The organism is Pseudarthrobacter linnaei, from assembly GCF_055412825.1.
Genome location: NZ_JBVAYX010000029.1, coordinates 1 through 12,416, shown reverse-complemented (window position 1 = coordinate 12,416; position 12,416 = coordinate 1). Strand labels below are relative to the sequence as shown.

Sequence of the window (12,416 nt, the reverse complement as noted above, 5' to 3'; positions counted from 1 at the left end):
GTTTTCTGTGACCCCGTCTTCCGCGAAGAAGGAACCCGCCGACCAGGCCGTATTGTCCCCCGAGGAGAAGAAGGCGGCGACGAGCGCCAAGCGCGCCGCCACGCGTGCAGCCAACAAGGCTGTCAAAGACGCCGCCTTGGCCGAAGGTGACACCACCGCATCGGCAGTCGCCAAGCCTGAACCCAAGAAGCGCGGGCCCAAGCCCGGCGCTAAAGCCGCGGCGCAAGCCGCCGGCAAAGCCAACGGTGACGATGACACCGATGAGGAAGTCGAGGTAGACCTCGACGACGTCGTCGTGGAGGCCGTCGAGATCGGCGAGGACGGGGAGGAAATCCCCGCCAAGGCCGCCGCGGCCACCACCGGCTCCGGCTTTGTCTACTCCGACGCCGACGACGACGACGCCCCCGTGCAGCAGGTCATGTCCGCCGGGGCCACCGCCGACCCGGTCAAGGACTACCTGAAGCAGATCGGCAAGGTCGCCCTGCTGAACGCCGAGCAGGAAGTCGACCTCGCCCTGCGCATCGAGGCCGGGCTCTTTGCCGAGGAAAAGATCAACGCCGACGACGGAACCATGGATCCGAAGCTCAAGCGTGAGCTCGAATTCGTCATCCACGACGGCAAGCGTGCCAAGAACCACCTGCTGGAGGCCAACCTCCGCCTCGTGGTCTCACTGGCCAAGCGTTACACCGGCCGTGGCATGCTGTTCCTGGACCTGATCCAGGAAGGCAACCTGGGCCTGATCCGTGCGGTCGAGAAGTTCGACTACACCAAGGGCTTCAAGTTCTCCACCTACGCCACCTGGTGGATCCGCCAGGCCATCACGCGTGCCATGGCCGACCAGGCCCGCACCATCCGCATCCCGGTGCACATGGTGGAAGTCATTAACAAGCTCGCCCGCGTGCAGCGCCAGATGCTGCAGGACCTCGGCCGCGAACCCACTCCCGAAGAGCTGGCCCTCGAACTGGACATGACACCCGAAAAGGTCGTCGAAGTCCAGAAGTACGGTCGCGAGCCGATCTCCCTGCACACCCCGCTGGGCGAGGACGGCGACTCTGAATTCGGTGACCTCATTGAGGACTCCGAGGCAGTGGTCCCCGCCGACGCGGTGAGCTTCACCCTGCTGCAGGAACAGCTGCACTCCGTGCTGGACACCCTCTCCGAACGTGAAGCCGGCGTGGTCGCGATGCGCTTTGGCCTGACCGACGGACAGCCGAAGACGTTAGACGAAATCGGCAAAGTCTACGGCGTCACTCGTGAGCGGATCCGCCAGATCGAATCCAAGACCATGTCCAAGCTGCGGCACCCGTCGCGGTCCCAGGTCCTCCGGGACTACCTGGACTAGGCACGCACCAGACAACGCGGGGTCACCTCCCGCCCATCCTCCCCGGAGGATTGGGCCGGAAGTGACCCCGCGTTGTTCGTTAAGTGAGGTGCGCTGTTCTTTGAGTGAGGCCGTATTGGTCAATAACGCGGAAAGAGCCCCTCCGGAACCGGAGGGGCTCTTTCTCACGTGGTCTATGCGACCGGACTCTAATCGACCGGGACTGCCGGCTTCTCGTGAAGGCGGCCCGTCTCGTCGTGCCAGTCAGAGCTGAGCGGCCTGAGCGTCGGTTCTACGGCGCGGGCGTGGTGGCCGCAGAAAAGAAGCTCACCGCCGGAGGCGCCGAGAACAACCCGGACATACGCCTGTGCTCCGCAACGATCGCACCGGTCGACGGTGCTGAGTGTGCGGTCCGCAACTGCTGTTGTCATGTTCGGCCTCCTTGGTAGATCGATATACCTATATAACCAGCATTCGCAGCGAAACCACGGCACGGATGGCCCACTTTCGCTGTACGCGTATCACGTCTCGGTAACGGGTTCCGGCGTGCGCGGCGCCGGAGGAGTGGCAGCACGCCGGACGCCGGCACTCCGACTACCCTAGGAAGAGCGCCAAAATGCTCTGTCCGTCCATTGGCGACGGTCCCGTTCCTGAAGGAGTTTCCGCCCCGTGGCACCAAGTTCTGACTACACCGCCCGGCACCTCTCCGTACTGGAAGGCCTCGAGGCCGTCCGCAAGCGACCGGGCATGTACATCGGTTCCACCGACTCCCGCGGACTCATGCACTGCCTCTGGGAAATCATCGACAACTCGGTCGACGAGGCCCTCGCCGGGTTCGGCCATGACATCAAAATCATTCTGCACGCGGACAACTCGGTGGAGATCCACGACGACGGCCGCGGCGTCCCCGTGGACATCGAACCGAAAACCGGGCTCAGCGGCGTCGAAGTTGTGTTCACCAAGCTGCACGCCGGCGGCAAGTTCGGCGGCGGGTCCTATACGGCCTCGGGCGGGCTGCACGGCGTGGGCGCCTCCGTCGTGAACGCCCTGTCCGCCCGGCTGGACGTGGAAGTGGACCGCGGCGGCAAGACCTACAAGATGTCCTTCCGCCGCGGCGAGCCCGGCCGCTTTAAGGACTCCGGCACCCGGCCGGACCCGGCGTCGGTCTTCTCGCCATTCGTCGACGGATCCGTCCTGGACGTCGTGGGCAAGGCCAAGCGCGGCGTTACGGGCACGCGGATCCGTTACTGGGCGGACCGGCAGATCTTCACCCCGGACGCCAAGTTTTCCTACGACGAACTCGCCGCCCGCGCCCGCCAGACCTCCTTCCTGGTCCCGGGCCTGAAACTCACCGTCCGGGACGAGCGCAAGCTCCCCGGTACCCCGGGCGAGTTCGCCGGGCATGAGGAGGTCTTCCACCACGACGGCGGCATCTCCGAGTTCGTCGAGTACCTCGCCGCCGACCCCGCCGTCACGGACGTCTGGCGTCTGCATGGTTCCGGCAAGTTCAAGGAGACCGTTCCGGTCCTGGACGACAAGGGCCACAGCCAGCTGACCGAGGTCGAGCGGGACTGCGAGGTTGACGTCGCCCTCCGCTGGGGCATCGGTTACGACAGCACGGTGCGGACCTTCGTCAACATCATCTCCACGCCCAAGGGCGGAACCCACCAGACCGGGTTCGAACAGGCGCTCCTCAAGACCTTCCGCAAGGCGGTCGAGACCAACGCCCGGAAGCTGAAGGCCGGCAACGACAAGATCGAGAAGGATGACATCTTCGCGGGACTTACCGCCGTGCTCACCGTCCGGCTCGCAGAGCCGCAGTTCGAGGGCCAGACCAAGGAAATCCTGGGCACCTCGGCGGTACGGGCCATCGTCGCGAAGGTCGTGGAACAGGAGATCACCGCGAAGTTGACCTCGTCCCAGCGCAACGACAAGGCCCAGTCGGCGCTGCTGCTGGAAAAGGTCGTCAGCGAGATGAAGTCACGCATCTCGGCCCGCGTCCACAAGGAAACCCAGCGCCGTAAGAATGCCCTCGAGACGTCCTCGATGCCCACCAAGCTCGCGGACTGCCGCACTGACGACGTCGCGCGTTCGGAGCTGTTCATCGTCGAAGGCGACTCGGCGCTCGGCACCGCCAAGCTGGCGCGCTCCTCCGACTTCCAGGCGCTGCTGCCCATCCGCGGCAAGATCCTCAACGTCCAGAAGGCCTCGGTGGGCGACATGCTCTCCAACGCCGAATGCGCCGCCCTTATCCAGGTGGTGGGCGCGGGTTCCGGCCGGAGCTTCGACATCAGCGCGGCCCGGTACGGCAAGGTCATCCTGATGACCGACGCCGACGTCGACGGCGCCCACATCCGCACGCTCCTGCTCACGCTGTTCTTCCGCTACATGCGGCCGATGATCGAGGAGGGTCGGATCTTCGCGGCCGTCCCGCCCCTGCACCGGGTGGAGGTCGTCAACGCCGGGCAGAAGGCCAACGAGATGATCTACACCTACTCGGAGGCGGAACTGCACGTCCTGCTGGCGAGGCTCGCCAAGGAAGGCAAGCGGTACAAGGAGCCGATCCAGCGTTACAAGGGCCTGGGAGAGATGGACGCCGAGCAGCTGGCCGAGACCACGATGGACCCGCGGCACCGCACCCTGCGCAAGGTCGGCATCGAAAATGCCAAGCACGCCGAAGAGACCTTCGACCTGCTGATGGGATCCGACGTCGCGCCGCGCAAGGACTTCATCATCGCCGGGGCGGCCGGCCTGGACCGGGAGCGCATCGACGCCTGACCCCGGCCCCGGCGGCGCGGTGGCGGCTGGCATTCTCCATGCCGTTGCCGGATCACGCCAGTGGCCAAATGCCCTCTAACCCGCTATGCCTCTATCCGATAGTGTCGTCGCACGGCCCCGGGCAATGACGCCCGGGGCCGGATTCCGCAGCCTGAATCCAGGAGACCCCTACGAAACAAACTCGGAATATCCAGCGCGCGGCCATCGCCGCCACGATCGGGCTGGCGGTCAGCTTCGCGCCGCCGGCGCTTGCAGCAACCGGCACTAACTCGGAGGCCCTGCGCACCGCGGTGACGGCACAGATCATCACGGCTCATCTGCAGGCCCTGCAGGACATAGCCAACACAAATGGCGGTAACCGCGCGGCCGGGACCTCGGGTTACGAGGCCTCCGCCCAGTACATCGAACAGAAGCTGATAGCAGCCGGCTACACCACGGTCCGCCAACCTTTCACCTACGAGCGGTATGCCACCCTCGGAGCCACGTTGGCGCGGGTTTCGCCGACGCCCACCGTCTTTGCCTATGGCGACGACTTCCTGGACATGGACTACTCCGGTAACGGGGACGTCACCGCCCCCCGGTGACGGCCGTCGACCTGAACCTCGCCGGTGACCGCGCGTCGACCAGCGGCTGCGAAGCGGGCGACTTCGCCGGCTTCACGCCGGGAAACATCGCCCTGATCCAGCGCGGCACCTGCAGCTTCCGGATCAAGGCTGACAACGCCGCCGCGGCCGGGGCCGCCGGGGCCATCATCTTCAACCAGGGCAACGTCGTCGCGGGGGATGACCGCCTCGGCCTCTTCGGCGGCACCCTCGGAGCGCCCCCGCCGGAGATCCCGGTGGTGAGCACGAGCTTCGACACCGGCGCCGAACTCGCGTCGCTGCCAAACGTGACGATGCACCTCGCAGTCAGCGCCACCATAACCGAGACTGCGTCCTTCAACATCCTGGCCGATACCGCCGGACGTGCAGACCGGACTGTCGTCGTGGGAGCGCATCTGGACTCAGTGCCGGAGGGACCCGGCATCAACGATAACGGCCCCGGGACGGCCTTTATTCTGGAAACCGCGATCCAGCTGAAGGCGAGCGGGCAGGCACCGACGAACAGGGTGCGCTTCGCCTTCTGGGGAGGGGAAGAGGCCGGGCTGATCGGGTCGGAGTACTAGGTCTCCCAGTTGACGGCCCGCCAGGTCAAGGAACATGCCGTCGACCTCAACTTCGACATGGTCGGTTCGCCGAACTTCGTCCGCTACGTCTACGACGGCGACGGCTCGGCGTTCGGCGAGAAGGGGCCCAACGGATCCGCGCTGGTGGAAAAGGTGTTCCTGGACTACTTCAAGTCCCAGAACCTGCCCGTCTTGCCGACTGAATTCGACGGAAGGTCCGACTACGCGATTGCCCACACAACGCTCACCTTTGGCCTGACCACCTCGGCGGTCAACGGCACGTCCAAGGGCAAAGGGGCCGGCAACGTGGACCTCGAAGACAAGGCCAACAAGCTGCTCTAGTAGCCAACGGCCACAGCCGCGCGACGGGTGCCGCGCCGCTCCGCCTTCGGGTGGGGCGGCCCGGCCCTTGCGCGCGTACCGCCCGGGCTCGGCCGCTGCCAGAGGCAGCGTTCGGTGCCGGCTGCCGCGGAGGCGCTCAGCCCAGCAGTCCGGAGGCGCTCAGCCCAGCAGTCCGGGGACAATCAGCAGGGCCGTCGGGACCGCCAGCAGCAGCAGGCAGGCCGCCAGGACTGCCGCGCGCAGTGGTTCCGGAAGCGGAGGCTGCGGCGAGAGCAGACGGCTGACGCGGGACGCCGTCGTCCGGGCCGAACCGGCACCGCCGGCGCCTCCGGTAGCGCCGGGCTGGCCGAACTCCACGTCGGAGAGTTCCGGTTCGCCGAAGGCCATCCGGGCAGTGTGCGAGCCGGGGGAGCCGCTCGCCACAATCGCGATCGCCTTGATCAGGGTGGCCTTGCTCTCAGTCTTCAGCGCGACGTCGTCGGCGAGCATCTCGATCAGCGAGCTGACGGCTTCCTGCGCCAGCCGCGTGGTGGGCAGCCACGGCAGCGCCTGCCGCCAGGCCGCAAAAGCCCAGAGCAGCAAATGGTGGCGCTGGTCCAAATGGGCGTTCTCATGGTTCAGGACCGCACGGAGTTCGGCGGGTTCCAGGGCCGCCATAAGCCCGTCGGAGAGCACGGTAACCGAACGTGCCCCTCCCGGCAGGCAGTACGCGACCGGGGAGTCGACGTTGATCACCATGGTCCGCGGGCCGTCAGCGGACGGGGACGCGAGCAGGGCCAGCAGTTCGCGGTGCCGGTGCCGCTGGCGCTGGATCTTGTAGTACGTCAGCAGCAGCGTGAAGACCAGATGGGCTGTCAGCAGCGCCGCGGCCGAAAGCGCAAAGATGTGCCAGAAGCCCAGCGCGGTGGTGGGGGCATTGTTGAAGACCATCCCGGCAAGGGCCTTAAGGCCGGCCAGCAGGTTGTCACCGACCGGTTCCAGTCCGTAGACCAGCATGGCGCCGATCATGGACAGCCCGCCGGCGAGGGCAATCGCCTGCCAGAGCAGCATCGCCGTGAACGGCGAACGTGCCGGCCACTGGGCGCGGGACAACAGGATAGGCACCGGCCAGGCCAGCGCTATCGCCAGGACCGCCAGAAACCATGAGGTCCAGAACATTGGGCGCTAGCTGAGTCCCAGCAGCTTGCGCAGCGTTTCTGCCTCGGTGTCGGTTACGGAACCAATAAAGCGGGCCAGCACGGCCTCGCGGTCGGGTGCGGAGCCCAGCACCTCGTGCATCAGCTCAGCGGTGTGGTCCTCACGGCTGGAGATTGCCTGGTAGCGGTGCGGGCGGGTGCCGCGTTCGCGCTCGACCAGTCCCTTGCGCTCCAGGCGGGAGAGCACGGTGAGTACGGTGGTGACGGCCAAGTCCTTGCCCTCGTGGCCTGCAGTACCGTTTTCAGGGCGGGTGCTCTGTGCGAGCAGATCCCGCAGGGTGTTCGCGGTCGCAGCCTCATGGCCTGCCCAGAGCAGATCCATCACTGCCCGTTCCAGTTCACCGAGACTTGCCATTCCGTACATCCTTCGTGAGGGCCGCCCGGCGAATCGACTCTGCCGGGCGGTAGTTGAATACTCCTGCTTCAAATTTACCGTGTTTTGCGGATAGTTTCTACATGAGGTAGAAGTACCCGGCCCGGGCGTGTCGTGAGCGATTTTGAACTAGAGGCCCTCGATTGCTTCCAGCCGGCCGGAGCGGACCGCGTCGGCGAAGGCCTGGTAGTCCCGGTCGTTCTGGTCGGCGTAGCGCTCGGAGAAGTCGGTGACCGCCACATCGAACTTGTCATTCTTGCCCAGGTAGGCGGCGATCGCGACCGCGTCACCCGAGCGGGCGTGGGCGCGGGCCAGCGTCCAGCCGCATACACCGGCATACAAGGTCATGTCGAGCGGTTTCATGCCTTCCACCAGAGCTGAGCCCTTCATGTCACGCAGTTGGCGCCAGTACAGGTACCGGTTTTCCTGCGCGCCTTTGGTCCACCCCAGAAAGATGTCGCTCGCGGCCTGCATCATCCATTGCCCCTGCCCCTGCCCCTGCGCCACGCGCTCGCCCGGCTGTTTGAAGGTGCTCTTTGGCAAGTGGTCCTCGAGCACTGATCGTGTGGCCTCCTTGACCTGCAGGAACAGCGGGTCCTGTTGATCGCGCCCCAGGAGCAAGGCGATGAACGCCGGGGTGCCGACGCTGCCGACGCCGACGACCTTGCGGGCGACGCCGACGATTTCGAAGCGCTCGAGGTGGTGGCGTCGGTCCTCCTGCAGTGTGGCCCGGTAGGAACGGAGCTGCTCGCGGATCACGTGGTCAAGTTCATCGGCGGACAGGCTGAACGATGCGCCGAGCTCCCGGGCCGGGATGACAATCCGTGGCTGGCTGACGATTCGGTACTTCCCGTCCACAAGCTCGGCGAGCTTGGACAGAGCCTGCAGGCTGTCCCTGGTATGGGCTTTGGCAACATTAGCCCGCGCCGCCTTTTTTCATCCCCTGGGCTGCTTTCTTGAGGCCCTTGCCCTTTTGGGTCGACACGGCCAGGTTGATGGTTTCCAGCAGCTGTTCCTCGGACAGCCGGGCGTACCAGATGTCCAGCGTGCCCATTTGCGCGAACTGGGCCATTGCTTCCCGGTGGGGGCGGACCGCGGTCAGTGTCACATCGCGGCTTTCTTCCTCTATCTCCGGCGCATCAATGAACCCCGCACGCACGTTCGGGTCCGATCTCGCCGGCGGCAATTTCACGGGCTACTGGGTGTATGTCGCCGGTCCACTGGCCGGCGCCGTGGCCGCCGTCGGTCTCGCCTTCATTTGGCGCGGCGCGGGCGGCGGCAAGTCGGGCTCCGGCGCCGCGCAGGGAGCCCTCTTTACCGAGACGGCGAAGGGCGGGCAACCCTAGCAGGAAGTTGGAGCGTCCGTTCGGCAGCAGGGGTGACGTGGGACTCTGGATGCAGTGGACAATCCAGGCGTGTTCTACACTCTGTAGAAGAACCTTTCTACGTGATGTAGAAGTTGCTCCTAGCTAAGAAGGAATGCCTTGGACGCCTTGGAAATTGCCCGCTGGCAATTTGGGATCACCACCGTCTACCACTTCATGATGGTGCCGCTCACAATCGGCCTGGGCCTCGTCGTCGCCGGGATCCAGACGATGTGGTACCGCACCGGCAAGCCGGAATACCTTCGGATGACCAAGTTCTGGGGCAAGCTCTTCCTGATCAACTTCATCATGGGAGTCGCCACCGGCATCGTGCAGGAATTCCAGTTCGGCATGGCGTGGAGTGAGTACAGCCGCTTCGTGGGCGACGTGTTCGGGGCGCCGCTGGCCATGGAAGCCCTGCTGGCGTTCTTCGTCGAGTCGACCTTCCTGGGTCTGTGGATCTTCGGCTGGAAGCAGCTCAAGCCCGCCGTCCACCTGGCCTGCCTCTGGATCGCCGTGATCGGTTCAGTCTTCTCCGCCTACTTCATCATTGTCGCGAACAGCTGGATGCAGCACCCGGTGGGCGTTGAGATGGTCAACGGCCGTCCCGTGATGACCGATGCCTGGGCGGTCTTTACCAACAACACGGCCCTCGTCGCCGTCCCGCACACCATCTTCGGCGCCCTCGCCGTCGCCGGCGCCTTCCTGCTCGGCATCGCCTGGTACCACCTGTGGCGCCGCCGGCACGACGGGATCGACACCGTCGGCGCGGACGGCAGAGTCGTTCCCGGCGAGGCCGCCATCCCCGGCCGGGACCGCACCGACCACGCCGTCTGGATCCGTTCCCTGCGGATCGGCGCCGTCGTCGCCATGATCTCCTTTGCCGGTACCGCGATCACCGGGGACCTGCAGGGCAAACTCATGTTCGAACAGCAGCCCATGAAGATGGCCGCCGCGGAGGCGGCCTGCCACGACGGCACCGGCTTCTCCATCCTGAGCATCGGCAACCTCGGCTCCAAGAACTGCGATGACATCGTCGCCCTCATCGAGGTCCCCGGGATCCTGTCCTTCCTTGCCAAGGGTGACTTCACCACCGAGGTCAAGGGCGTCAACAGCCTGCTGGACCAGTACAAGGCCGACTACGGCACGAACCTGCCGGACAATCCCATCTACGGGGATCGGGCCGGGCAGGAGATCCAGTACGTCCCGGTCATGGAGGTCACCTACTGGGGCTTCCGGATGATGATCGGCTTCGGCGGACTGGCTGCCCTGGCCGCGCTGGTTGCCCTCTGGGTCACCCGCAGCGGGACGGTGCCCGCCTCCCGCGGCCTCATGCGGCTGGCCGTGTTCGGGATTCTGGCCCCGTTCGGAGCCAACGCCGCCGGCTGGATCTTCACCGAGATGGGCCGCCAGCCGTTCGTCGTCGCCCCCAACCCGGACCCCAGCGGGATCGACCAGGTCTTTATGTTCACCGCCGCCGCCGTCTCACCCGGCGTCTCGGCCGGCGAGGTCCTGACCTCCCTCGTGGTGCTGACGGCCGTGTATGCGGTGCTGCTGGTGGTCGAGGTGAAGCTGTTAGTCAAGTACATCCGCGGCGGGGTGGTCGCGGCCATGCCGGAACTGGCGCACGAGCCCGCGGACGAGAACGAGGATGCCACCCCCAGGTCCGGTGGCCCCGGCAGGCCCGGGGACGCCGACGACGTCCTGGCCTTCGCCTACTAAGCCTTCACCCCAAAAACGCAGAGGATACTCAGCATGGATCTCCTTCCTACCATCTGGTTCATCGCCATCGCGGTGCTATGGACGGGCTATCTCTTCCTTGAAGGCTTTGACCTCGGCGTCGGGATGCTGATGAAGGTCTTTGCCCGGAACAACACCGAACGCCGCGTGCTGCTCAACACCATCGGCCCGGTCTGGGACGGCAACGAGGTCTGGCTCCTGACCGCGGGCGGTGCCACCTTCGCGGCCTTCCCGCTGTGGTACGCCTCGCTGTTCTCCGCGCTCTACCTGCCGCTGCTGTTGGTCCTCGTCGCCCTCATCTTCCGCGCTGTGGCTTTCGAATACCGCGGCAAGGTGGACAACCCCCGGTGGCGTGCCCGCTGGGACTGGGCGATCGCCCTCGGCTCCCTCGTGGCGGCCTTCGGCATCGGCGCAGCCCTGGGGCTGACCACCACGGGACTTCCGATCAACGCCAACGGCGACCGCGAAGGAGGCCCGTTCGCGTGGTTCAGCGCCTATGCGGTGCTGGGCGGCCTCGCCGTCGTCGGTTTCTCGCTGCTGCACGGCCTGGCGTTCCTGGCCCTCAAGACCGACGGCGACGTCCGGCACCGCGCCCGCAGGTGGTTCGTCCGGCTCCTGCCCGTCCTGCTGCTGCCGATCGCGGGCTGGGCGATCAGCCTGCAGCTGCTCAGCGGCGAAGTGTGGACCGCGCTGGCCGTCGTCGCCGCCGTCGTCGCCGCCGTCCTGGCGTGGAACTTCGCCCGCACCGGTGCCGAAGGCCGCGCCTTCCTGTCCCTGGGCGCCTTCCTGCTCCTCGGCAGCGCTTCGATCTTCGGTGCCGCGTTCCCGGTGGTGCTGCCCTCCACGCTGAACCCGGAGTTCAACCTCACGGTCTCCAATGCCTCCTCTTCGGACTACACCCTGGGGCTGATGAGCATCGTCGCCTGCATCGGGCTGCCGCTGGTGCTCGCCTACCAGGCGTGGACCTACTGGGTGTTCCGGCGCCGGGTCAGTGACGCACACATCCCCGAGGCCCACAGCTTCCTCCCCGCTATCGCCGCCAAAGCCCTGGCACCCAAGGACTAGCATCCGATGAGACCGCAGTTCCCCCCGGGCCCCGCCAACCGTGCCGCCCTCTACTTGCTGGGCCTGCTCGCGGCCCTGAAGGCCCTCTCCCTGGTGCTGATCGCGCAGGCGGTCGCGTCCATGCTCGCGGGGCTGATGGCCGGCGACCCGGCGTGGGGCGGGCAGCTGTACTGGGGGGTGGCGGGAGTGGCGCTGCGGTCCCTGACCGTCTGGGCACAGGCGGTTGCGTCTCGCCGGGCGGCGCTGGGCGTGAAGGAGGAGCTGCGCTCGCAGCTGCTTGAGCGTGCGCTGCGCAACGGCACCCGCTCCGCCGGCCCCACCGACGGCGGCCTCGCGATCCTGGCGACCCGGGGACTGGACGCCCTGGACAGCTACTACACCCAGTTCCTGCCCGCCCTGGTGAACTGCGCCGCGATCCCGTTGCTGCTGGGCGCGCGCATCCTGTACGCCGACTGGATCAGCGCCGCCGTGATCGTGCTGACCGTGCCGCTGGTCCCGCTCTTTATGGTCCTGATCGGCCGCTACACCGATGACCGCGTCCGGGAAGCCCAGTCGGCCCTGTCACGGCTCTCCGGCCACATGCTGGAGCTCGCCAAGGGCCTGCCGGTCCTCGTGGGACTCGGCCGGGCCGCCGCACAGCGCAAGGCATTCGAGGATCTCTCCGAGGAATACCGCCACCGGACCATGGGAACCCTGCGGACCGCCTTCCTCTCCGCCCTCGCACTGGAACTCATCGCCACCATCTCCGTGGCCGTCGTCGCGGTGTTCATCGGCGTCCGGCTGGTCCATGGCGACATGGCGCTGGAAGCCGGGCTGCTGGCCCTGATTCTCGCCCCCGACTGCTACCTGCCGCTGCGGGAACTGGGCACCGCTCACCATGCCAGCGACGACGGCCGTGCCGCGCTCACCGAAACCACCGCCGTTCTCGAGGCGCCCGAGCCCACGCCGCTGCGGCCCGCCGCGCCCGCCGGGCCCGCTGCGGACGCCGCCTCCGCCGGCTCCCTTGCCGCCGCAACCGGGGCGGACGCCGCCTCCCTTGCCGCCGCAACCGGGGCGGACGCCGCCTCCCTTG

14 protein-coding genes are annotated in these 12,416 nt (G+C 66.7%); 9 read left to right on the top strand and 5 right to left on the bottom strand.

Annotated features, from left to right (window positions below):
• Positions 1–7 precede the first annotated feature (7 nt).
• Positions 8–1,342 (top strand): RNA polymerase sigma factor, encoded by a 1,335-nt coding sequence (locus ACZYZ3_RS17430; RefSeq protein WP_463965062.1) that lies wholly within the window; start codon positions 8–10, stop codon positions 1,340–1,342.
• A 188-nt stretch (positions 1,343–1,530) separates the two neighbouring features.
• On the opposite strand, the gene ACZYZ3_RS17425 is transcribed toward ACZYZ3_RS17430, so the two are convergent.
• The gene (locus ACZYZ3_RS17425; protein ID WP_463965061.1) at positions 1,531–1,752 is read right to left on the bottom strand and encodes a DUF7455 domain-containing protein; all 222 of its coding nucleotides are present in this window, start codon (positions 1,750–1,752) and stop codon (positions 1,531–1,533) included.
• Between the two features lie 238 nt (positions 1,753–1,990).
• Between ACZYZ3_RS17425 and ACZYZ3_RS17420 the strand changes: the two genes are divergently transcribed.
• The 4 genes from ACZYZ3_RS17420 to ACZYZ3_RS17405 all read left to right on the top strand — a co-directional run bounded on the left by ACZYZ3_RS17420 (position 1,991) and on the right by ACZYZ3_RS17405 (position 5,606).
• Positions 1,991–4,099, top strand: coding sequence for a DNA gyrase/topoisomerase IV subunit B (locus ACZYZ3_RS17420; protein WP_463965060.1), 2,109 nt, complete (start codon positions 1,991–1,993; stop codon positions 4,097–4,099).
• Positions 4,100–4,389: 290 nt separating this feature from the next.
• Positions 4,390–4,683: a hypothetical protein gene (locus ACZYZ3_RS17415; protein ID WP_463965059.1), complete on the top strand. Its 294-nt coding sequence runs from the start codon at positions 4,390–4,392 to the stop codon at positions 4,681–4,683.
• A complete protein-coding gene (locus ACZYZ3_RS17410; RefSeq protein ID WP_463965058.1) occupies positions 4,680–5,264 on the top strand; it encodes a M28 family peptidase in 585 nt (194 codons plus the stop codon). The genes ACZYZ3_RS17415 and ACZYZ3_RS17410 overlap by 4 nt, the downstream gene beginning before the upstream one ends.
• Before the next feature lie 9 nt (positions 5,265–5,273).
• Complete coding sequence (locus tag ACZYZ3_RS17405; RefSeq protein ID WP_463965057.1) at positions 5,274–5,606, top strand: zinc-binding metallopeptidase family protein; 333 nt, start codon at positions 5,274–5,276, stop codon at positions 5,604–5,606.
• A 159-nt stretch (positions 5,607–5,765) separates the two neighbouring features.
• Here ACZYZ3_RS17405 and ACZYZ3_RS17400 read toward each other — a convergent pair whose 3' ends face one another.
• From ACZYZ3_RS17400 to ACZYZ3_RS17385, 4 genes are all read right to left on the bottom strand, one after another.
• Positions 5,766–6,764 carry a M56 family metallopeptidase gene (locus ACZYZ3_RS17400; protein WP_463965056.1) on the bottom strand — a complete coding sequence of 333 codons (999 nt, stop codon included), beginning with the start codon at positions 6,762–6,764 and terminating at the stop codon, positions 5,766–5,768.
• A gap of 6 nt (positions 6,765–6,770) precedes the next feature.
• Positions 6,771–7,157, bottom strand: a complete 387-nt coding sequence (locus ACZYZ3_RS17395) for a BlaI/MecI/CopY family transcriptional regulator (protein ID WP_463965055.1) — start codon at positions 7,155–7,157, stop codon at positions 6,771–6,773.
• Between the two features lie 147 nt (positions 7,158–7,304).
• The gene (locus tag ACZYZ3_RS17390; RefSeq protein WP_463965087.1) at positions 7,305–8,054 is read right to left on the bottom strand and encodes a DUF2252 family protein; all 750 of its coding nucleotides are present in this window, start codon (positions 8,052–8,054) and stop codon (positions 7,305–7,307) included.
• Between the two features lie 37 nt (positions 8,055–8,091).
• Entirely contained in the window at positions 8,092–8,283 is a 192-nt protein-coding gene (locus ACZYZ3_RS17385; protein ID WP_463965054.1) for a hypothetical protein, read from the bottom strand.
• 34 nt (positions 8,284–8,317) lie between these two features.
• Here ACZYZ3_RS17385 and ACZYZ3_RS17380 point away from each other — a divergent pair, with 34 nt between their 5' ends.
• The 4 genes from ACZYZ3_RS17380 to ACZYZ3_RS17365 all read left to right on the top strand — a co-directional run.
• A complete protein-coding gene (locus ACZYZ3_RS17380) occupies positions 8,318–8,521 on the top strand; it encodes an aquaporin (protein WP_463965053.1) in 204 nt (67 codons plus the stop codon).
• Positions 8,522–8,659: 138 nt separating this feature from the next.
• On the top strand, positions 8,660–10,261 hold the full coding sequence (locus tag ACZYZ3_RS17375; protein WP_463965052.1) for a cytochrome ubiquinol oxidase subunit I: 1,602 nt from the start codon (positions 8,660–8,662) through the stop codon (positions 10,259–10,261).
• Positions 10,262–10,294: 33 nt separating this feature from the next.
• Entirely contained in the window at positions 10,295–11,344 is a 1,050-nt protein-coding gene (gene cydB, locus ACZYZ3_RS17370) for a cytochrome d ubiquinol oxidase subunit II (RefSeq protein WP_463965051.1), read from the top strand.
• Positions 11,345–11,350: 6 nt separating this feature from the next.
• Positions 11,351–12,416 (top strand): ABC transporter transmembrane domain-containing protein (locus ACZYZ3_RS17365; RefSeq protein ID WP_463965050.1); only part of this gene is annotated, 1,066 nt, incomplete at its 3' end.